A 20017-nucleotide genomic window follows, 5' to 3' on the forward strand; every position below is an offset into this window, starting at 1 on the left:
TCGCCAAATCAGTCCTCTAATGTACCGATGTGGAAACGTTACCACATCGGGAGGAAACAGATGAAATCCGCGCGGCTCAACCGCCTGTTCGGCGTGTCCGGAAATTGCTTCGACGTCGCCATCGATCATGGCATGTTCAATGAACGGACCTTTCTCGCCGGCATCGAGGACATGCGCACGGCGATCAAGGTCATTGCCGATGCTGCGCCCGATGCCATTCAGCTTCCGCCAGGCACTGCACCCATTCTGCAGGCAATTCCCGGCAAAAATCGTCCGACTCTGGTGCTGCGGACCGATATCGCCAACATTTACGGCAATCCGCTGCCCTCGGCACTGTTTTCCGAGATGATCGACCGGGGCGTGGAGCAGGCGGTGGCACTTGATGCCGCTTGCGTCGTCGTCAATCTTTTGATGCTGCCGGACCAGCCCGAAGTCTACCGCGCCTGCGTGCGCAACGTGAACAGCCTCAAGCGCGAGTGCGAGATTTACGGCATGCCGCTGATGGTCGAGCCGCTGGTCATGCAGGATAATTCCAAGGGTGCCTATATGGTCGATGGCGCGATCGACAAGATCCTGCCGCTGGTGCGTCAGGCTGCCGAACTCGGCGCCGACATCATCAAGGCCGACCCCTGTGACAATGTTCAGGACTACCACCGCGTCATCGAGATCGCGCAAGGTTTGCCCGTACTGGTGCGCGGCGGCGGACGCGTCTCGGATCAGGAAATCCTTTTGCGCACAAAGCAGTTGATGGAGCAGGGCGCCCGCGGCATCGTCTATGGTCGCAACGTTATCCAGCACAGCAATCCCGCTGGCATGACGCGCGCCCTGATGGCGATTGTCCATGAGGAGGCTTCGGTCGAAGACGCCTCGCGGCATCTCGCCTGACGCATCGTGGGAGGAGGAAACATGAAGAAGGTATTCCGCTTCGGCGTCATCGGCTGTGGCCTGATGGGGCGCGAATTCGCAAGCGCTGCGGCGCGCTGGCTGCATCTTGCCGACATGAGGGCGTGGCCGGAAATCGTTGCCGTCTGCGATACCAATGCGGTACTGCTGGACTGGTTCAAGGATAATGTTCCGTCGGTCCGACAGTTCACCAGCGACTATAAGGAGTTGCTGGCCAATCCGGATGTCGACGCCGTCTATTGCGCCGTGCCGCATGTGCTGCACCAGCAGTTCTATGTCGACATTCTGAAGGCCGGAAAGCATCTGCTCGGCGAAAAGCCGTTTGGCATGGATGCGGCACAGAACCGCGAGATCATGGCGGTTCTCGCCGAGAACCCGAAGCTTCTGGTTCGCTGCTCGTCGGAAATGCCCTTCTTTCCTGGGGCACAGAAGGTCCTCGCGCTCGCTGAAAGCGGCGAGATGGGCGATATTCTCGAGGTCGAGGCCGGCTTTCTGCATTCGTCCGACATTGACAGGCAAAAGCCGATCAACTGGAAGCGCATGGCCGATATCAATGGCGATTATGGCTGCATGGGCGATCTCGGTATGCATGTGCTGCATGTGCCCCTGCGGCTGGGCTGGCGCCCGCAGACGCTGCATGCGCAACTGGTCAAGAAGATCACCGAGCGCCCGGATGGCAAGGGCGGCATGGTGCCGTGCACGACCTGGGACAATGCGACGATCAATACCCGCGTCAGCGCGGGCGGCCAGGATTTTCCGATGGTACTGAAGACCTGGCGGATCGCACCGGGGGAGGCCAATACCTGGTATATTCGCATCCTCGGCATGAAGAAGAGTGCCTTCTTCACCACCAAGTCGCCGCGGCAATGGCAGTGGATGGACTATAATGGCGGTGCACAAGCCTGGAGCACCGAGGACCTTGGATACGGCTCGCTCTTCCCGGCAATTACCGGCAAGATCTTCGAATTCGGCTTCGCGGATGCCATACAGCAAATGTGGGCGGCCTTCATCGACGAGCTGGCGGGTGGAAACGCCAACGGCTTTACCTGTGCCACTCCGGCAGAAGCGCAGGCTCATCACGCTGTACTGACGGCGGCACTGAAATCCGGCCGCGAAAATATCGTCGTGCCGGTCGATTACGAAGGAGCGACCGCCCGATGAAGCGCTCCGAAATCAATGAAGCACTCAGGTGTGCAGACAAAACCCTAGACCATTGGCGCTGGTCTCTGCCGGAATGGGGATATTGGACCGCGGCGGATTTCACCGCCAATCCGGAAGCGGCTCGCTATCTGCGCGCCCATCAATTGGGATGGGACGTCACAGATTTCGGCTCCGGCCGCTTTGCCGAATGCGGCCTCGTACTCTTCTGCCTGCGCAACGGCATCGTCGGTGTCGAAGGCGAGCGGACCTATGCCGAAAAGCTGCTTTTCGTCGAGGAAGGGCAGGTCACGCCGACCCATCGCCACAAGGCGAAGATGGAGGATATCATCAACAGGGCCGGCGGCGATCTCGTCATCGAATTCGCTGCGACCGACGCCGAGGGCAATGTGCTGCAGGATGACGTGACCGTCCCGGTCGACGGCGTGCCGACGAAGCTTGCCGCATGGGAGCCGTTGGTGCTTTCTCCTGGCCAGAGCGTAACGATCCGAACGGGGCTTTATCATCGCTTCTATGGCCGAAAGGGCGGCGGGCCGGTCTTCGTCGGCGAAGTCAGTCAGGTCAACGACGACAACAGCGATAATTACTTTCTGGAGCCAATCGGGCGCTTCGCCGCGATCGAGGAGGATGAACCGCCTCTCAGGCCCCTGTGGAACGAGGCAGGTGGCTGATGCGGACCGGGGAGGAGGTTCGCGCTAGCGAAAAGAAAGACAAGGGAGGCATCGTTTGTGCCGGAAACTTCATTGTAGACCGTGTCCATACGCTGTCCTATTGGCCCGAGCAGGGTAATCTTGCCTATATTCAGCATCAGGATGTGGGCGTTGGCGGGGGGGCCGCCAATGTCGTCACCGATCTCGCCTCGCTCGGCTTTCCTGCAAAGCTTGCCGCCGCCGGCTGCATCGGCACGGATATCGATGGCGGGATCGTCAAGACGCGACTTCAAGACGCGGGTATTGATGCAAGCGGTCTGCGGGAGCTTGCCGACCGCGCAACAGCCCACACCCATGTCATGAATGTGCCGGGGCAGAACCGCACCTTCTTCTATCATGGTGGTGCCAATGATGCGGTGACGGACGCGCTGGTTTCGCCTGCCGTCTTTGCAGATGCCGGTTACCGGCTGTTCTATCTCGGTTATCTGATGCTTCTGCCCGGTCTCGACGGGATTGATGCGGAGGGCCGATCGGGCGCATCGCGCCTGCTCGAAGCAGCGCGCAATGCCGGCCTTACAACTTGCGTCGATTTCGTCTCCAGCGAGGACCCGCAATTTGCGGCCAAGGTCGGTGCGGCGCTGCCATACTGCGATTACCTTATCATCAATGAAATCGAAGCAGGGCGGGCAACCGGCGTGACCGTACGGAGCGCGGAAGGGGAGTTGAACGAGGCCGCACTTCTGACAGCCGGCGAACGGTTGCTGGCTGCAGGCGTTGCAAAGGGTGCAATCATTCACGCCCCGGAAATCTGCTTCTGGTTTGCGCCGGGCGCAAAGCCTATTATCTCACGCCCCCGACCTGTCGAGCCGACCGATATTGTCAGCACTGTCGGCGCGGGCGATGCTTTCTGCGCCGCTGTGCTTTACGGTCTGCATGAAGATTGGCCCGTCGAGCGCATCTGCGCTGTTGCACATGCCGCCGCCGCCCGTTGCCTTGGAGGAGCGACTGCGACCGACGGCATCCCCGACATGGCGGCACTTCTGGAGGATGTGAAGGAGATGCACCCCGTCTGTGCCTAGCCCTGACTGCAGAGCGGTAACGCGCATCATTGAGTGCTATAGTGCCGATGGGAGCGCGCGATAGCGAAAGAATCAAACCTTATGCTTGGAGGAGGCGAATGAGGGCAGTCCGTTTGGAAGCGATCGGCGATATGACCATACGCATGGTCGAGAAGCTGAGCGCCGGGCCGGGAGAGATCATCGTTCGGGTTCTCGCCGCCGGCATCTGTGGGTCCGATCGGCACATGTACAAGGGCGAATATCCGACGGCGATCCCGGTGACCTTGGGCCACGAGTTTTGCGGCCTCGTCGAAGAGGTGGGTGAGGGTGTTTCGTCCTTTGTGGGCGGGGAACTCGTAACGGTCGATCCGAATATTGCCTGCGGTACCTGCCCTGCCTGCCGGCGCGGGCGGCCGAATCTCTGCGCCAATTTGAAGGCTATCGGTGTGACACGGGATGGCGGCTTTGCCGATTATGTCGCGGTTCCCTGTGGCCAGGCGTTTACGCTGCCTGCGGATCTTGATCCCGTCCATGGAGCCTTTTGCGAGCCGCTCGCCTGCTGCATTCATGCCATCGACAAGGCGAAGATCCGCCCGGGCGACAGCGTCGCCATATTGGGCGGCGGCGTCATCGGGCTGCTCATGGTGCAATTGAACCGCCTCGCAGGCGCCGACCCGATCATCCTGATCACGAGGCAGCTGTCACGGCGGGAAGCAGCTTTGCGCCTGGGTGCAACACAGGCCCTCGATCCAACGACGGCGGATGCGGTTGCCGCTGTCAAGGACGCGACCCGTGGCGGCGCGGATGTCGTCATTGAATGCGCCGGCGTGCCAGCAACACTTCAGACCGGGTTGCAGATGGTGCGGCGGGGCGGAGTCTTCGTCCTTTTCGGTGTAACGCCGGCAGGCCTAGAAGTGCCCGTTTTGCCGTTCGATCTGCTCGTCAACGAAGTCGAGATCAGGCCAGCCTATCTCAATCCCTTCACCCATGCTCGCGCCGCCGCCATGGTGGCAAGCGGGATTCTGGAGCTGGATTCGCTTGTTACGAAGACGATCGGCCTTGAAGATGTTGCAAGCGTGGTTGGCAGCGCGCCGTTGGCTGGTGAAATCAAGGTCATCGTCCGTCCCTGAGTGCTGCTCGCATTCATGTGCGAACGGTGCCGGTGGAGTCGCGCTCGATCAACGTGACGGGCATTTTGATAAGGGTGTCCATTCGCCGCTCGCCATCGGCCTGGTCTTCATCGATCAGGGACTCCAATTGCCGGACGGCCTGCTCGCCGACGCCGCGGATCGGCTGCGCGATGGTCGTCAGCCGCGGAAAGACATAGGCCGCCTCCGGCAGATCGTCGAAACCGATCACCGAATAGTCGCGAGGCACGGAAAAGCCGTGATCCTGGACGGCATGAATTGTCGCAATCGCTGATATGTCCGTCGTGCCAATGATACCAGTCATCTGAGGCTGGGAGGCGACCAATTGCTTTGCGAGCGGATAGGTGGCGGCAAAACTATGTTCCTCTGCCATGAAGATGGCAGGGGGTGCGATGCCGCGCTCGGCCATCTCCTCTTTGATGCCGCGAAGCCGAAGCTGGACCGGTTGACTGTGGGCAGGGGCGCCGACAATGCCGATTTTTCGATGACCGAGTTCGACCAGGTGGCGGGCCATCATCCGCCCGCCTTCTTCATGGTCGGCCATAACGGCATCACCAGCTATTCCGGGAAGCTCGCGATCGATCGCGACGATCGGGATATGGGCTTCGCGCAAGGCCTCGAAATGCTCCGTGCTGCCGAAGGCGCTTGCGACGATGACGCCATCGACGCGCTGGGACAGCAGCATGGAAATATAGCGCGCTTCGTGATCCATGTTTTCGGCGGTGCTGCAGATCAAGGTCTGATAGCCGCGCTGGAACAATTCCTGCTCGATTGCGTGGGCAAGAATGCCGAAAAAGGGCACGTCGATCGACGGCAGCATCAACCCGATCATCCGGCTCGGCGCGCCGCGCAGCATCTGCGCGCCTTTGCTCGGCGTGTAGTTGAGCGTGCGGATGGCAGATTCAACGCGCTCCCGCAGTTCCGGAGAGGCATAGCCGCTATTGTTCAGCACCCGCGAGACCGACGAGACCGATGTTCCTGCGAGTTTGGCGATATGTCTGATGCTGGTAGTCACTTGCTGGCGTTTCTCTGGAGGGCGAATGGTCGGGGTTGGACCGTCGGGAGTGCGGATCAACTTATCGCCGGACTAAATCACCGCCGGAATGCTGCATCAAGCGTCATGCATTGAAATAACAGCCGCGTGTCTATAAGGCGCGTCAATTTTCGGACGGGTTCGGCAGCACAGGCCGGCATCTGCTTCGCGTATGAGCAGATTTTCAGACCGTCGTCACCCGCATCGGCATTTATAAGATTTTTATATCTTCCGCTTTTGCGCCGTCTCGAACCTTAATGCGGTTTGGCCGCATATTACGTCTGGAAGATGCACCTCAAGTGATCTTCCAGGTCGGCAGGAAAAGAGGCGCTCTGAGTAAGGGCGCTCTCCATCATTTCTGCATTCAACAATAACAATCAAGGACTCGCGATCGATGATGGACATTCTTCTTGTCGGGATCGGCGTTTTATTCTTCCTCCTTTGCGTCGCTTATACCAAGGCCTGCGACAGCCTCTAGTCGGAGAGACGGCAATGCTTCTCGATTACATTCTCGGTGGCGGCGTGACGATCTTTCTCACCGTCTACCTGGTCTATGCTCTCATTCGCCCCGAGCGCTTCTGACAGCGCTGGATAGGGAAAGTTACCTCCATGACCTTCAACGGATGGCTTCAGATCCTCATTTACATCGGGATCCTTCTCCTGCTCGTCAAACCGCTCGGCGGTTACATGACGCGAGTCTTTACCGGCGAGCGCACCTTCCTCTCCTTCGTCCTCCGTCCTGTGGAACGGGGGCTTTATCGTTTGGCCGGCACGGATGAGCGCGAAGAGCAGCACTGGACGACCTACTCGGTTTCCATGCTGCTGTTCAGCCTCGCCGGCTTTCTCGTTCTTTACGCGCTCCAGCGCCTGCAAGGCAGCTTGCCGTATAATCCGGCCGGCATGACCGCAGTCGGCCCGGAACTGTCCTTCAACACGGCAACCAGCTTCGTCACCAATACCAATTGGCAGAACTACGGCGGCGAAAGCACGATGTCCTATCTTGTTCAGATGGCCGGCCTGACCGTGCAGAACTTCGTTTCCGCGGCAACCGGCATCGCCATCGCCATTGCGCTGATCCGCGCTTTCGCGCGTGCTTCGGGCAAGGCGATCGGCAACTTCTGGGTCGATATGGTCCGCGCGACGCTCTATGTCCTCTTGCCGATCTGCATCGCGCTGACGATTGCTTTCGTCTATCTCGGCGTGCCGCAGACGCTCGGCCCCTATGTCAACGCCACCACGCTCGAAGGTGCGCAGCAGACGATTGCCGTCGGTCCCGTTGCCTCGCAGCTTGCCATCAAGATGCTCGGCACGAATGGCGGTGGCTTCTTCAATGCCAACTCGGCGCATCCGTTCGAAAACCCCGACGCCATCTCCAACCTCCTGCAGATGCTGGCGATCTTCGCCATCGGCGCGGCGCTCACCAACGTCTTCGGCCGCATGGTCGGCAGCCAGCGTCAGGGCTGGGCGATCCTGGCTGCAATGGGTACATTGTTCATCGCCGGTGTGATCGTCACTTATTGGGCTGAGGCTGCGGGCAATCCGCTGATCCATGCACTCGGTGTCCAGGGCGGCAATATGGAAGGCAAGGAAGTCCGCTTCGGCATTGCCGCCTCCTCGCTCTTTGCAGTCATCACCACGGCGGCATCTTGCGGTGCAGTCAACGGCATGCTCGACAGTTTCACCGCGATCGGTGGCCTGATCCCGCTCATTAACCTGCAGCTCGGCGAGGTCATCGTCGGCGGCGTCGGTGCCGGCTTCTATGGCATCTTGATGTTCGTCGTTATCGCCATCTTCGTTGCAGGCCTGATGGTCGGGCGCACGCCGGAATATCTCGGCAAGAAGATCGAGGCCAAGGAAGTGAAGATGGCAATGCTTGCCGTGCTTTGCCTGCCCGCCGGCATGCTGATCTTCACGGCGATCTCCGTGGTATTGCCCTCCGCCGTTGCCTCGATCGCCAATGCCGGCCCGCACGGCTTCTCGGAAATCCTCTATGCCTATAGCTCGGCTGCGGCAAACAACGGCTCGGCCTTCGGTGGTCTGTCCGGCAATACCCCCTGGTACAACATCACGCTCGGTATTGTCATGTTGATCGGCCGTTTCCTGGTCATCGTTCCGGCACTTGCGATTGCTGGCTCGCTGATCACCAAGAAAACGGTTCCCGCCTCGGCCGGCACCTTCCCGACGGATGGCCCGCTCTTCGTCGGCCTGCTGGTCGGCACGATCCTGATCGTCGGCGGCCTGACCTTCTTCCCGGCGCTGGCGCTCGGACCGATCGTCGAACATCTGTCGATGATTGCAGGCCAGACCTTTTAAGGAATGACGGCCATGCGCCAACCGCTTTTGGGCAAGCTTAGAAAAGTCATCGATCCACGCCCCTTCGACAGGGGGCGTGGCCCGGCCGGAACAACCTGTGCTTCCGACGCCATTTTGCTGGCGATGGCTGCCTTGTTCCTCGGCCTTGTCGTCTTCGGATTTTTAATCGGCTGATCGGCGGCGTTCCGATCTGACGTTTTCCTCTTCACGCTGGAGCCTCTTATGAGCCAGTTAAAATCAGCGAGTATTCTGGATTCTCGCATCCTCGTTCCGGCGATCGGCGCTTCGTTCAAGAAGTTGAACCCGCGCACGCTTGCCAAGAACCCCGTCATGTTCGTGGTCGCCGTCGTTTCGATGCTGACGACCGTCCTCTTCCTGCGCGACCTCGTCACCGGCGGCGGCAATCTTGCCTTCTCGCTGCAGATCAATATCTGGCTCTGGTTCACGGTGCTGTTTGCCAATTTCGCGGAAGCCGTTGCCGAAGGCCGCGGCAAGGCGCAGGCGGATTCGCTGCGCAAGTCGCGCACCGAAACCCAGGCAAAGCTTTTGGTCGGTAACAGCCGCACCGACTACAAGATGGTGCCTGGCACCAGCTTGAAGGTCGGCGACGTCGTTCTCGTCGAAGCCGGCGACATCATCCCCTCCGATGGCGAGGTGATCGAAGGTGTTGCTTCGGTCAACGAAGCCGCGATCACCGGCGAATCCGCGCCTGTCATCCGTGAATCGGGCGGCGACCGTTCGGCGGTAACAGGCGGCACACAGGTCCTGTCGGATGAAATCCGGGTGCGCATCACGGCGGCAGCCGGCTCGACCTTCATCGACCGCATGATCGCGCTGGTCGAAGGCGCCGAGCGGCAGAAAACGCCGAACGAAATTGCACTGAACATCCTGCTGGCCGGTATGACGCTGATCTTCGTGCTCGCGACCGTCACCATCCCGAGTTTTGCCGCCTATGCCGGCGGCTCGATCCAGACGGTCGTGCTCGTTGCTCTCTTCGTGACCCTGATCCCGACTACCATCGGCGCTCTGCTTTCGGCAATCGGTATTGCCGGCATGGACCGTCTGGTGCGCTTCAACGTGCTCGCCATGTCCGGCCGTGCCGTCGAGGCCGCCGGCGACGTCGACACGCTGCTTCTCGACAAGACCGGCACGATCACGCTCGGCAACCGCCAGGCAACCGCCTTCCGCCCGGTCCGCGGTATCAGCGAACAGGATCTGGCCGACGCCGCGCAGCTTGCCTCGCTTGCTGACGAAACGCCTGAGGGACGTTCCATCGTCGTGCTTGCCAAGGAAAAATATGCGATCCGCGGCCGCGACATGACGAGCCTGAAGGCGACCTTCGTGCCCTTTACCGCACAGACCCGCATGAGCGGCGTCGATCTGGAAGGCTCGTCAATCCGCAAGGGCGCCGTCGATGCCGTGATCGCCTATGTCGAAGGTGCGGCCAATGGTGCGACGGAAGGTACAGCCGTCATGTCCCGCACATCGAGTGAGATGCTGCGGGAGCTGCAAGGGATCGCCGACGAGATCGCCAAGGCTGGCGGCACTCCGCTTGCCGTCGCCCGTGATGGTCGTCTGCTCGGCGTCATCCATCTGAAAGACATCGTCAAGGGCGGCATCCGCGAACGCTTTGCGGAACTGCGCCGCATGGGTATCCGCACCGTCATGATCACGGGCGACAACCCGCTGACGGCCGCCGCCATCGCCGCCGAAGCCGGCGTCGACGACTTCCTCGCCCAGGCGACCCCGGAAATGAAGCTGGCGCTGATGCGCGAGGAACAGTCCAAGGGCAAGCTCGTTGCCATGTGCGGCGACGGCACGAACGACGCGCCCGCACTCGCCCAGGCCGATGTCGGCGTTGCCATGAACACCGGTACGGTCGCCGCCCGCGAGGCCGGCAACATGGTCGATCTCGACAGCGATCCGACAAAGCTCATCGAGATCGTCGAGATCGGCAAGCAATTGCTGATGACGCGCGGCGCTCTGACGACCTTCTCGATCGCCAACGACATCGCGAAATATTTCGCCATTATCCCAGCGATGTTCATCGCCTTCTACCCTCAGCTGAAGATGCTGAACATCATGGGCCTGGCGACGCCGCAAAGCGCCATTCTCTCGGCCATCATCTTCAATGCGCTCATCATCGTCGCACTGATCCCGCTGTCACTGAAGGGTGTCCGCTATCGCCCGATCGGCGCCGGCGCGCTGCTCAGCCGCAACCTGCTGATCTACGGCCTCGGCGGCATCATCGTTCCCTTCATCGGCATCAAGGCCATCGACATGGCGATCACCGCCATCGGCCTCGCCTAAGGAGTTTCTCTCATGTTGAAACAAATCAGACCCGCCATCGTCATGATCGTCGCCACGACCGTCCTGACTGGCCTTGCCTATCCTCTCGCCATGACCGGCGTCGCCCAGACGCTCTTTCCCCACCAGGCCAATGGCAGCCTGGTGGAGAAGGACGGCAAGGTGATCGGCTCCAGCCTGATCGGCCAAAATTTCACGACGGATAAGTATTTCCACGGCCGCCCGTCGGCCACGACCGGCGCCGATCCGAATGACCCGACAAAATCGGTTCCCGCGCCCTATAATGCCGCCAATTCCGGCGGCTCCAATCTCGGTCCGACCAATTCGAGCCTGATCACGCGTATCAAGGGGGATGCGGTGACATTGCAGGCGCAGAATCCGAACGTGCCGGTTCCGATCGACATGGTGACGACATCGGGTAGCGGTCTCGACCCGCACATCTCGCCTGATGATGCCTATTTCCAGGTCCCGCGCGTCGCCAAGGCCCGCAACATGGATGAGGCCAAGGTCAAGTCGCTTGTCGATGCTGCAATCGAGCCGCGTGAGCTCGGCGTTCTCGGCGAACCTGTGGTCAATGTGCTGGCATTGAACCAGGCGCTCGATGCTTCTATGACTCAATAAGTTGAAGAGGTTGAGACGATTAGCGCCGTCTCGACCTTATCAGGAAAGACGACGTCCGAATGGCAGATGAAAGCCGCGATATGTTGGGGAGGCCTTCTCCCGATGCGCTTCTCGAAAAGGCGCGGGCGGAAACACGCGGACGGCTGAAGATATTCCTGGGTGCGGCGCCGGGTGTCGGCAAGACCTATGAGATGCTGATGTCGGGCAGGGCGAAGATCGCCGACGGCGTCGATGTCGTCGTCGGAGTCGTCGAGACCCATGGCCGCCGCGAGACACAGGCCCTGCTTGATGGATTCGAGATCGTTCCGCGCGTCAATGTCGACTATAAGGGCAGGGCGCTTGAGGAAATGGATCTCGATGCCATCCTGAAGCGCCGCCCCGAACTGGTGCTTGTCGACGAACTTGCTCATACCAATGCTTATGGCAGCCGGCATCCCAAACGCTATCTCGATGTGAAGGAGCTTCTCGACCGTGGGATCGACGTCTATACGACGTTGAATATCCAGCACGTCGAAAGCTTGAATGACGTCGTCTCGCAGATTACCCGCATCCGGGTGCGCGAGACGGTACCGGATTCGATCATCGACATGGCAGATGATGTCGAGATCATCGATCTGACGCCGGATGATCTCATCAAGCGGCTGCATGACGGCAAGGTCTATGTCTCGAAGACGGCTGAGCGGGCGCTGACCAATTATTTCACGCCCGGCAACTTGACCGCACTGCGCGAACTGGCGCTGCGGCGCACCGCCCAGCGCGTCGATGATCAGCTTCTGACCCATATGCAGGCGCACGCGATCCAGGGCCCTTGGGCTGCCGGCGAGCGCGTGCTCGTTTCGATCGATCATCACCCGCGTTCGGCTGCACTTGTCCGCTATGCCGCCCGCATGGCCGCGCGCTTGCGGGCCCCCTGGGCAGCCGTCTATGTCGAGACCAACCGCTCGATCAGTTTGAGTGAGGCGCAGCGTGACACGATTGCCGCAACGCTGCGGCTCGCCGAGCAGCTTGGCGGTGAAGCTATCACACTTCCGGGCCGCGAGGTGGCGGAGGAATTGCTTCGCCATTCGGCGAGCAACAATGTCACCCACATCGTCATCGGCTCGCCAAAAATCGGCTCCTGGCGCGATTGGTCGCGGCGTTCGGTGTCCTACGATCTCATCCGCAGGGCCGGGGACATCAGCGTCCATGTCATTTCCGGCAGCGAAGCGGATGGCGAGGCTGCAAAGCGGGGTGTCAAAGTGGCGCCTTCGCCGCCGCCCTTCCAGTTTCGTGGTTATGTCCTGGCAACGCTCTATGTTGCCATCGCGCTCGGCTTCTGCGTCATCCTCGATCAGGTGCTGGATGTCCGCAATTTGGCGCTGGTCTTCCTGATGGCGGTGCTGGTAAGCGCCGTGACGCAAGGTCTGCGTCCGGCACTTTACTCCTGTTTTCTCGGCGCTCTTGCCTTCAACTTCTTTTTTCTGCCTCCGCGCTACACGCTGACGATCAGTGATCCCGAAAGCGTGCTTGCCTTCTTCTTCTTCCTCGGTGTCGCGGTCATTGCGAGTAACCTGACGGCGACTGTGCAGCGACAGGCGGCGGCGGCGCGGCAACGGGCGCGAACCACCGAAGACCTCTATCTCTTTTCCAAGAAGCTCGCCGGTACCGGCACGCTCGACGATGTTCTCTGGGCAACCGCTTTTCAGTTGGCATCGATGCTGAAGCTGCGGGTCGTGCTGCTTCTGCCGGAGCATGGCACGATCGCTGTCAGGGCGGGCTATCCGCCTGACGACACGCTCGACGACGCCGATATTGCGGCGGCACGGTGGGCTTGGGAGCATAATCATGCCGCCGGCCGCGGCGCCGATACCCTGCCTGGCGCGAAGCGCCTTTACGTTCCGCTCCGCACCGGCCGAACCGCCGTCGGCGTCATCGGCCTCGATAGCGACCGGCGCGACGGCCCGCTCTTGACGCCGGAGCAACAGCGGTTGCTCGACGCGCTCGCCGATCAGGCCGCCCTTGCCATCGAGCGCGTACAACTGGTGGCCGATGTCGACCGGGCCAAACTCGCCGTCGAGGCGGATCGGCTGCGCTCCGCACTGCTGACATCCATTTCCCATGACCTAAAGACGCCGCTCGCCGCCATCCTTGGGGCAGCAGGTACCTTGCGCGACTATCTGGAAACCTTGCCGCACGAAGATCGCGTCGATCTCCTGTCGACCGTCATCGACGAATCAGAACGGCTCAACCGTTTCATCGCCAATCTCCTCGATATGACCAAGATCGAGTCCGGCGCGATGGAGCCGAATTACGCCCTGCATTATGCCGGCGATATCGTCGGCAGCGCGCTGCGGCGGGCGGAAAAAATCCTGGCGCATCACCGTGTCGACGTGCAGATGCCCGTCGATCTGCCGATGGTGAAGGTTGACCCGGTCCTGTTCGAGCAAGTGCTCTTCAACCTGCTCGACAATGCCGCCAAATATGCGCCGGAAGGATCGGCCATTCGGCTGGAGGCCTGGGCCGATATCGACAATATCGTCTTCCGGGTGATGGACGAGGGACCAGGTATTCCGCCCGCTGATCTCGAGCGCGTCTTCGATACCTTCTATCGCGTGCGCAAGGGTGATCAGGTGCGCGCCGGAACCGGGCTTGGCCTTTCCATCTGCCGCGGTTTCATCGAGGCGATGGGCGGCACGATTGCCGCCGGTAACAGAACGGATCGGCAGGGAGCGGTCTTCACCATTCGCCTGCCGAAACCAACAGATGTCCTGAAGCTGGATGAATTGAAATGAACACCACCGCCGTCAAGATTCTCGTCGTCGATGACGAGCCGCCGATCCGCAAATTGCTGCGCGTGGGCCTCGGTGCCCAGGGCTATGTCGTCAATGAAGCGCAGAGCGCCGCGTCAGCCCAGGCGTCGATCGATGAAGACCAGCCCGATCTGATCGTGCTCGATCTCGGCCTGCCGGATAAATCAGGCCAGGATCTGTTGCTCGGTTGGCGCGAGGATGGGGTGCAGATCCCGGTGGTCATCCTGTCAAGCCGCACCGATGAAGCTGGTATCGTCAAGGCGCTCGAGAGCGGCGCCGATGATTATGTGACCAAGCCTTTCGGCGTCAACGAGCTTGCTGCCCGCATCCGGGTAGCGCTGCGCCATCGCCTGCAGCAGCAGGGCGAGAAGGCGATTTTCCAGACCGGCGGCCTTTCCCTCGATCTTGTCAAGCGCATCGTCAAGGTCGATGGCAAGGAGATCAAGCTGTCGCCAAAGGAATACGACATCCTGCGCGTGCTCGCCCAGCATGCCGGCAAGGTTCTGACGCACCAGTTCCTGCTGAAGCAGATCTGGGGACCGGCCGCCGATGTGCAATATTTGCGCGTCTATGTGCGCCAGCTCCGGCAGAAGATCGAAGAAATCCCGGATCAGCCACGCTATATCACCACCGAAACAGGTGTCGGTTATCGGCTGCGTGAACCGGATTGAGACCGCCAGGATTTAGAACCTGGGATCGAGATGACATCAGCTCGATCTTGTGGCGATGAACATCATTTCTGAACGAACAGTCACCCGATCCTGAGCGCAACCATGGACCTCTCCACCATCATTCTTCCCGAGCATGTTTTTGTCGGCATCTCGGTCTCGACCAAATGGCGGGCGTTGCAGCTGCTGTCGTCGAAGGCTGCCGGTTGCTTCGGCTTAGACGAGGGAATGGTCTTGCGGGCGCTGGAGACACGCGAAAAACTAGGCACGACCGGAATCGGTAATGGTGTTGCCGTTCCGCATGCCGCTATTGCTGGCATGACAAGACCACGAGGGTTTATGGTGCATTTCGCCCATCCCGTTGATTTCGACGCAATAGACGACGTGCCGACGGAATGGGCTTTTGTCCTGCTGTTCGCGGAGGGCGGACGAAACGACTATCTGAATGTGCTCGCCGCGATCGCAAGGCGCTTGCGGACGGAGGGCGTGCTGACGGCGATGCGGCGGACCAAGAACGCCGACGAACTCTATTCTGTCTTTATGTCCGACACGATTTGCTGACGACGCACTCGTTGCACGTCTGATGTCATTCGGGAATGTGATTTCACTTTTCTGGATTCTATGGGATGCTGTTCTCCACGGTTGCCGAAAACGGGAACTGTCTTCGTTACTTTATACGACCAAGTTGGTAGGGTTTAAGGACAAACGAAGGGGGTGCATCCATGCAGACGATTAAGCTTTCTCGGCTTCTCGCAACCGCAATTCTGATCGGCAGTTTCTCGATCGCGGCCGTCGCGCCGACCTGGGCGGCGGACAAGACGCTTCTCAATGTTTCCTACGATCCGACCCGCGAACTCTATAAGGACTTCAATACGGCCTTTGCCGCCAAGTGGAAGAAGGACACGGGTGAAACCATCAATATCAAGGCTTCGCATGGTGGTTCCGGCGCGCAGGCCCGCTCGGTCATCGACGGTCTCGATGCCGATGTGGTGACGCTCGCCCTTGAGGGCGATATCGACGCGATCGCCAAGGCGACGCACAAGATCCCCGCCGACTGGAAGACCAAGTTCCCGAACAATTCGGTTCCCTACACCTCGACCATCGTTTTCCTGGTGCGCAAGGGCAATCCCAAGGGCATCAAGGACTGGCCGGATCTGGTCAAGGACGGGGTCGAAGTCATCACGCCGAACCCGAAGACATCAGGCGGTGCTCGCTGGAATATCCTCGCAGCCTGGGCCTGGGCCAAACAGGCCAATGGCGGCGATGATGCCAAGGCGCAGGACTACGTCGCGCAGCTCCTGAAGCATGTGCCGGTCCTCGACACCGGTGCGCGCGGGGCGACGACGACCTTCGTGCAGCGTGGTCTTGGTGACGTCCTGCTCGCCTGGGAAAACGAGGCCTATCTCTCGCTCGACGAACTCGGTCCCGACAAATTCGAGATCGTGACGCCGTCCGTTTCGATCCGCGCCGATCCGCCGGTTGCCGTTGTCGACGGCAATGTCGACACGAAGGGCACGCGCAAGGTCGCGGAAGCATACCTGAACTACCTGTACTCGGATGAAGGTCAGAAGATCGCTGCGAAGCACTATTACCGGCCGATCAAACCGGAAGCGGCCGATCCCAAAGATGTCGCTCGTTTCCCATCCCTGAAGCTCGCAACTATTGACGACTTCGGCGGATGGTCTCAAGCTCAGCCGAAATTCTTCGCTGACGGGGGCGTCTTCGATCAGATCTACAAGCCGGGGCAATAAGACTGAATGCATTCTATAACCCGCAAACGGTGGCGGTTACGGCAGCCGAGCGTCATTCCGGGATTCGGATTGGCGCTCGGCGTTACCTTGGCTTGGCTCCTCTTCATAGTTCTCATCCCGCTATCAGGGCTCCTCTGGAAAAGCAGCGCGCTCGGCTGGCAGAATTTTTGGGCCCTCGCGCTTGACGTGCGCACGCTCTATGCTCTGCGCATGAGCTTTGGCGGCGCCTTTATCGCCGCGCTCGTCAATGCCGTGCTCGGGCTTATCCTGGCCTGGGTGCTGGTGCGCTATCGCTTTCCGGGCAAGCGCGTTCTCGATGCGATGGTCGATCTGCCGTTCGCCTTGCCGACGGCGGTTGCCGGCATTGCACTGACGACGCTCTACGCGCCGAATGGCTGGATCGGACAGTTCCTTACGCCGCTCGGCATTAGGATCGCCTTCACGCCCGTCGGCATCGTCATCGCGTTGATCTTCGTCGGTCTGCCTTTCGTAGTGCGCACGGCACAGCCGGTCATGGAGGAGATCGACCGCGAAGTCGAGGAGGCGGCGGCGACCCTTGGTGCCTCGCGTTTTCAGACCATAACCCGCGTGCTGCTGCCAGGCCTCGCACCTGCAGCTCTGACAGGCTTTGCATTGGCATTCGCGCGCGCGGCCGGCGAATACGGATCGGTCATCTTCATCGCCGGCAACAAGCCGTACGTTTCGGAAATCGCACCGCTGCTCATCGTCATTCGCCTGGAGGAATATAACTATTCCGCAGCGACGGCGATCGCGACGTTGATGCTGTTTATTTCCTTCACCATGCTTTTGATCATCAATCTCATCCAGTCGTGGAGCAGAAGGAGATATGGCTATGGCGCATGATCTTTCTGCATCAGTCGAAACCGGTCATTCGGTCATCACCGAAAGTCGGCTTGCGCGCATCGTCTTCATATTGATCTCGCTCGCGTTCCTGACGCTGATGGTGCTTCTGCCTCTCGCCGCCGTTTTCGTCGAGGCATTCCGCAAGGGGATCGAGACCTTCTTCGAAGCCTTGGTTGACGAGGAAACCTTTGCGGCGATCCGGCTGACATTGATCGTTGCCGGCATCAGCGTGCCGCTGAACCTCGTCTGCGGCATTGCGGCCGCCTGGGCGATCGCCAAGTTCGAATTCAAGGGCAAGGCCTTACTGATGACGCTGATCGATCTGCCCTTCTCGGTGTCGCCGGTCATATCGGGCCTCGTCTTCGTGCTGTTGTTCAATTCGAACAGCACACTCGGCCCTTGGCTGCAAAGCCACGGCATTCAGATCCTGTTTGCGGTTCCTGGGCTGGTGCTGGCGACGATGTTCGTCACCTTTCCCTTCGTCGCGCGCGAACTGATCCCGTTGATGCAGGAGCAGGGCAGCGCGGACGAGGAGGCAGCACTTTCGCTCGGGGCGAATGGCTGGCAGACCTTCTGGCATGTCACGCTGCCGAACATCAAATGGGGCCTGCTTTACGGCGTGCTGCTCTGCAACGCCCGCGCCATGGGTGAGTTCGGCGCCGTTTCGGTCGTCTCCGGCCATATTCGCGGCGAAACAAACACCATGCCGCTGCAGGTCGAGATTCTCTATAACGAATATAATTTCTCTGGGGCCTTTGCCGTTGCTACGCTTCTGGCTCTGCTTGCCCTTGTCACACTGATACTGAAGACGTTGCTGGAAATGCGCTATAGCGAAGAGATCGCAGCCAGCCGGCGTCACTGAAGGAATTCTTAATGGAAGTTCGCGTTCAAAACCTGCGTAAGGAATTCGGTCGCTTTCCCGCATTGCATGACGTGTCCCTGGATATCCGCTCGAGCGAACTGATTGCGCTTCTCGGGCCATCGGGCTCCGGCAAGACGACGCTGCTGCGCCTGATTGCCGGGTTGGAAACTCCGACGGAGGGGCAGATCTTCTTCGGCGAAGAGGATGCGTCGCGAAAGACCGTGCAGCAGCGCAATATCGGCTTCGTGTTCCAGCATTATGCGCTATTCCGGCATATGACGGTGCTCGACAACATCTCCTTCGGTCTGAAAGTCCGCTCGGCATCGCGTCGTCCGCCACGCGATGAAATACGCCGGCGTGCCATCGAGCTGTTGGAACTCGTGCAATTGAACGGCCTGGAGAAGCGCTATCCGGCCCAGCTTTCCGGCGGCCAGCGCCAGCGTGTTGCACTGGCGCGCGCCATGGCGGTGGAGCCGAATGTCCTGCTTCTCGACGAGCCCTTCGGTGCTCTCGATGCGCAAGTCCGCAAGGACCTGCGCAAATGGCTACGCGAGATCCATGACCGCACCGGCCACACCACCGTCTTCGTGACCCATGACCAAGAAGAAGCGCTGGAGCTCGCCGACCGGGTGGTCGTGCTCAACAAGGGCGCGATCGAACAGGTCGGAACACCAGACGAGATCTACGACGCGCCGAACTCTCCCTTCGTCTATGGCTTTATCGGCCAATCCAATCGTCTGAAGGTGCGCATCACCAGCGGTGAGATCTGGTTCGATGATAAGCCGCTGGGGCTCAGCACGCCGCATGAGCCTGATGGCGAAGCCTATCTGTATTTCCGACCCCACGATATCGAGATCCGCGATGGCGATGGCAGCGCGATCGCGGGTCTGCTCGTTGCCAGCAGGCGTGTAGCAGGCACCCGCCATCTTGAGATCAACATCGGTGCGCAGCACGATCCTATCGAGATCGAACTGCCGCCGAACAAGGCGGATGCATTGGACCGCAACCGCATTGCTTTCAGGCCGACACGCTGGAAGCTCTTTCGCAACGGCGTCTGACGATCAGTCCTCGGGGTGAGCGGCAGAAACAAAGCCGCCGCCCTGATAGACGATTGCAGGATCGTTTGGATCCTCAGCGGGTGTCCTCGACAGAATTTCGGCGCGCCAGGGAGCCGCACTATCGCGCGGCTTCCAGCCGAGAAAGGCGGCGTTGCTATTGTCCCACCACTGTTCGTCATTGTCCGAGACGCCATAGACGATCGTATGGCCGAGGCGCGGGGCGCTGAATGCGCAATCGCACAGCGAGACGAAATCCCCGATGCTGAACCAGGTGGCGAGCATGCGTGTATTGCGCGGCTCGGGGAAGCAGGAGCCGATGCGTACCGAAAGCGTTTCCTGGCCGAACTTGTCGAAATAGAGGCTGGCGACGGCCTCGCCGAAGACTTTCGAGACCCCATAGAGCGAATCTGGCCGTGTCGGCACCTTATTGTCGATCCGCTCATCCCGGCGATAGAAGCCGATCGTGTGATTGGAGCTTGCAAAAACGATGCGTGGCTTGCCGGCGGCGCGCGCTGCTTCATAGAGATTATAGAGGCCGAGTATATTGCCTTGCAGGATCAGATCGAAGGGCTTTTCCACCGATATCCCGCCAAGATGGATGATACCATCAACACCTTGCACCATCGCGTCGACGCCGCTGCGGTCGGCGAGATCGCAGGCGACGAAACGCTCATTCGGGCGCAGGTCGCTTATTGGCGCGAGGTCGGACAATACGACATTCTCGGCGATCTGCGACAGAAGCGGCCGGATTGCCTGGCCAACACCGCCGGCGGCGCCGGTCAGCAACAGAGTTTTCAGCATGATTGTCTCCCGGATCGGTCATTTCGGCGGGCA

The 20017-nt window shown here is 60.2% G+C and carries 19 protein-coding genes; 17 read left to right on the forward strand and 2 right to left on the reverse strand.

What is annotated here, in order from left to right; genetic code table 11:
* Positions 1 to 60: 60 nt before the first annotated feature.
* The 5 genes from PH562_RS14515 (at position 61) to PH562_RS14535 (ending at position 4899) form a co-directional block, all read left to right on the forward strand.
* Positions 61 to 885: a class I fructose-bisphosphate aldolase gene (locus tag PH562_RS14515; RefSeq protein WP_285173786.1), complete on the forward strand. Its 825-nt coding sequence runs from the start codon at positions 61 to 63 to the stop codon at positions 883 to 885.
* 21 nt (positions 886 to 906) lie between these two features.
* Complete coding sequence (locus PH562_RS14520; RefSeq protein WP_285173787.1) at positions 907 to 2064, forward strand: Gfo/Idh/MocA family protein; 1158 nt, start codon at positions 907 to 909, stop codon at positions 2062 to 2064.
* Positions 2061 to 2732 carry a D-lyxose/D-mannose family sugar isomerase gene (locus PH562_RS14525; protein ID WP_285173788.1) on the forward strand — a complete coding sequence of 224 codons (672 nt, stop codon included), beginning with the start codon at positions 2061 to 2063 and terminating at the stop codon, positions 2730 to 2732. The genes PH562_RS14520 and PH562_RS14525 overlap by 4 nt, the downstream gene beginning before the upstream one ends.
* Complete coding sequence (locus PH562_RS14530; protein WP_285173789.1) at positions 2732 to 3790, forward strand: carbohydrate kinase family protein; 1059 nt, start codon at positions 2732 to 2734, stop codon at positions 3788 to 3790. The genes PH562_RS14525 and PH562_RS14530 overlap by 1 nt, the downstream gene beginning before the upstream one ends.
* A 98-nt stretch (positions 3791 to 3888) precedes the next feature.
* Positions 3889 to 4899, forward strand: a complete 1011-nt coding sequence (locus PH562_RS14535; protein WP_285173790.1) for a zinc-dependent alcohol dehydrogenase family protein — start codon at positions 3889 to 3891, stop codon at positions 4897 to 4899.
* 13 nt (positions 4900 to 4912) lie between these two features.
* On the opposite strand, the gene PH562_RS14540 is transcribed toward PH562_RS14535, so the two are convergent.
* Positions 4913 to 5932 carry a LacI family DNA-binding transcriptional regulator gene (locus PH562_RS14540; protein WP_285173791.1) on the reverse strand — a complete coding sequence of 340 codons (1020 nt, stop codon included), beginning with the start codon at positions 5930 to 5932 and terminating at the stop codon, positions 4913 to 4915.
* Positions 5933 to 6442: 510 nt separating this feature from the next.
* On the opposite strand from PH562_RS14540, the gene kdpF reads away from it, so the two are divergent.
* From kdpF to PH562_RS14600, 12 genes are all read left to right on the forward strand, one after another.
* Positions 6443 to 6532, forward strand: coding sequence for a K(+)-transporting ATPase subunit F (gene kdpF / locus PH562_RS14545; protein WP_041678183.1), 90 nt, complete (start codon positions 6443 to 6445; stop codon positions 6530 to 6532).
* Positions 6533 to 6559: 27 nt separating this feature from the next.
* Positions 6560 to 8263 (forward strand): potassium-transporting ATPase subunit KdpA, encoded by a 1704-nt coding sequence (gene kdpA, locus PH562_RS14550; protein ID WP_285173792.1) that lies wholly within the window; start codon positions 6560 to 6562, stop codon positions 8261 to 8263.
* A gap of 12 nt (positions 8264 to 8275) precedes the next feature.
* On the forward strand, positions 8276 to 8437 hold the full coding sequence (locus PH562_RS14555) for a hypothetical protein (protein WP_285173793.1): 162 nt from the start codon (positions 8276 to 8278) through the stop codon (positions 8435 to 8437).
* A gap of 48 nt (positions 8438 to 8485) precedes the next feature.
* Complete coding sequence (gene kdpB / locus PH562_RS14560) at positions 8486 to 10573, forward strand: potassium-transporting ATPase subunit KdpB (protein WP_285173794.1); 2088 nt, start codon at positions 8486 to 8488, stop codon at positions 10571 to 10573.
* A gap of 12 nt (positions 10574 to 10585) precedes the next feature.
* Positions 10586 to 11191, forward strand: a complete 606-nt coding sequence (locus tag PH562_RS14565) for a K(+)-transporting ATPase subunit C (protein ID WP_285173795.1) — start codon at positions 10586 to 10588, stop codon at positions 11189 to 11191.
* A gap of 59 nt (positions 11192 to 11250) precedes the next feature.
* Complete coding sequence (locus PH562_RS14570; RefSeq protein ID WP_285173796.1) at positions 11251 to 13962, forward strand: sensor histidine kinase; 2712 nt, start codon at positions 11251 to 11253, stop codon at positions 13960 to 13962.
* Positions 13959 to 14651, forward strand: coding sequence for a response regulator (locus PH562_RS14575; RefSeq protein ID WP_285173797.1), 693 nt, complete (start codon positions 13959 to 13961; stop codon positions 14649 to 14651). The genes PH562_RS14570 and PH562_RS14575 overlap by 4 nt, the downstream gene beginning before the upstream one ends.
* 102 nt (positions 14652 to 14753) lie before the next feature.
* On the forward strand, positions 14754 to 15209 hold the full coding sequence (locus PH562_RS14580) for a PTS sugar transporter subunit IIA (protein WP_285173798.1): 456 nt from the start codon (positions 14754 to 14756) through the stop codon (positions 15207 to 15209).
* A gap of 161 nt (positions 15210 to 15370) precedes the next feature.
* Positions 15371 to 16399 (forward strand): sulfate ABC transporter substrate-binding protein, encoded by a 1029-nt coding sequence (locus tag PH562_RS14585; RefSeq protein WP_095437459.1) that lies wholly within the window; start codon positions 15371 to 15373, stop codon positions 16397 to 16399.
* A gap of 6 nt (positions 16400 to 16405) precedes the next feature.
* The gene (cysT, locus tag PH562_RS14590) at positions 16406 to 17263 is read left to right on the forward strand and encodes a sulfate ABC transporter permease subunit CysT (RefSeq protein ID WP_113228727.1); all 858 of its coding nucleotides are present in this window, start codon (positions 16406 to 16408) and stop codon (positions 17261 to 17263) included.
* Positions 17253 to 18125: a sulfate ABC transporter permease subunit CysW gene (gene cysW, locus PH562_RS14595; RefSeq protein ID WP_285173799.1), complete on the forward strand. Its 873-nt coding sequence runs from the start codon at positions 17253 to 17255 to the stop codon at positions 18123 to 18125. Before cysT ends, cysW begins: the two co-directional genes overlap by 11 nt.
* An 11-nt stretch (positions 18126 to 18136) precedes the next feature.
* Complete coding sequence (locus tag PH562_RS14600) at positions 18137 to 19183, forward strand: sulfate/molybdate ABC transporter ATP-binding protein (RefSeq protein WP_113228728.1); 1047 nt, start codon at positions 18137 to 18139, stop codon at positions 19181 to 19183.
* Positions 19184 to 19186: 3 nt separating this feature from the next.
* On the opposite strand, the gene PH562_RS14605 is transcribed toward PH562_RS14600, so the two are convergent.
* A complete protein-coding gene (locus PH562_RS14605) occupies positions 19187 to 19984 on the reverse strand; it encodes an NAD-dependent epimerase/dehydratase family protein (protein WP_285173800.1) in 798 nt (265 codons plus the stop codon).
* Between the last annotated feature and the right edge of the window lie 33 nt (positions 19985 to 20017).

Origin of the sequence: Rhizobium centroccidentale, assembly GCF_030182565.1 — a bacterium.
Lineage (GTDB): Bacteria > Pseudomonadota > Alphaproteobacteria > Rhizobiales > Rhizobiaceae > Rhizobium.

Coding starts and splice junctions, on each gene's coding strand:
- kdpB (WP_285173794.1), top strand. CDS start 8,486: ATGAGCCAGTTAAAATCAGCGAGTATTCTGGATTCTCGCATCCTCGTT.
- PH562_RS14570 (WP_285173796.1), top strand. CDS start 11,251: ATGGCAGATGAAAGCCGCGATATGTTGGGGAGGCCTTCTCCCGATGCG.
- kdpF (WP_041678183.1), top strand. CDS start 6,443: ATGCTTCTCGATTACATTCTCGGTGGCGGCGTGACGATCTTTCTCACC.
- kdpA (WP_285173792.1), top strand. CDS start 6,560: ATGACCTTCAACGGATGGCTTCAGATCCTCATTTACATCGGGATCCTT.
- cysW (WP_285173799.1), top strand. CDS start 17,253: ATGGCGCATGATCTTTCTGCATCAGTCGAAACCGGTCATTCGGTCATC.
- PH562_RS14515 (WP_285173786.1), top strand. CDS start 61: ATGAAATCCGCGCGGCTCAACCGCCTGTTCGGCGTGTCCGGAAATTGC.
- PH562_RS14605 (WP_285173800.1), bottom strand. CDS start 19,984: ATGCTGAAAACTCTGTTGCTGACCGGCGCCGCCGGCGGTGTTGGCCAG.
- PH562_RS14555 (WP_285173793.1), top strand. CDS start 8,276: ATGCGCCAACCGCTTTTGGGCAAGCTTAGAAAAGTCATCGATCCACGC.
- PH562_RS14535 (WP_285173790.1), top strand. CDS start 3,889: ATGAGGGCAGTCCGTTTGGAAGCGATCGGCGATATGACCATACGCATG.
- PH562_RS14585 (WP_095437459.1), top strand. CDS start 15,371: ATGCAGACGATTAAGCTTTCTCGGCTTCTCGCAACCGCAATTCTGATC.
- PH562_RS14580 (WP_285173798.1), top strand. CDS start 14,754: ATGGACCTCTCCACCATCATTCTTCCCGAGCATGTTTTTGTCGGCATC.
- cysT (WP_113228727.1), top strand. CDS start 16,406: ATGCATTCTATAACCCGCAAACGGTGGCGGTTACGGCAGCCGAGCGTC.
- PH562_RS14520 (WP_285173787.1), top strand. CDS start 907: ATGAAGAAGGTATTCCGCTTCGGCGTCATCGGCTGTGGCCTGATGGGG.
- PH562_RS14575 (WP_285173797.1), top strand. CDS start 13,959: ATGAACACCACCGCCGTCAAGATTCTCGTCGTCGATGACGAGCCGCCG.
- PH562_RS14600 (WP_113228728.1), top strand. CDS start 18,137: ATGGAAGTTCGCGTTCAAAACCTGCGTAAGGAATTCGGTCGCTTTCCC.
- PH562_RS14525 (WP_285173788.1), top strand. CDS start 2,061: ATGAAGCGCTCCGAAATCAATGAAGCACTCAGGTGTGCAGACAAAACC.
- PH562_RS14530 (WP_285173789.1), top strand. CDS start 2,732: ATGCGGACCGGGGAGGAGGTTCGCGCTAGCGAAAAGAAAGACAAGGGA.
- PH562_RS14565 (WP_285173795.1), top strand. CDS start 10,586: ATGTTGAAACAAATCAGACCCGCCATCGTCATGATCGTCGCCACGACC.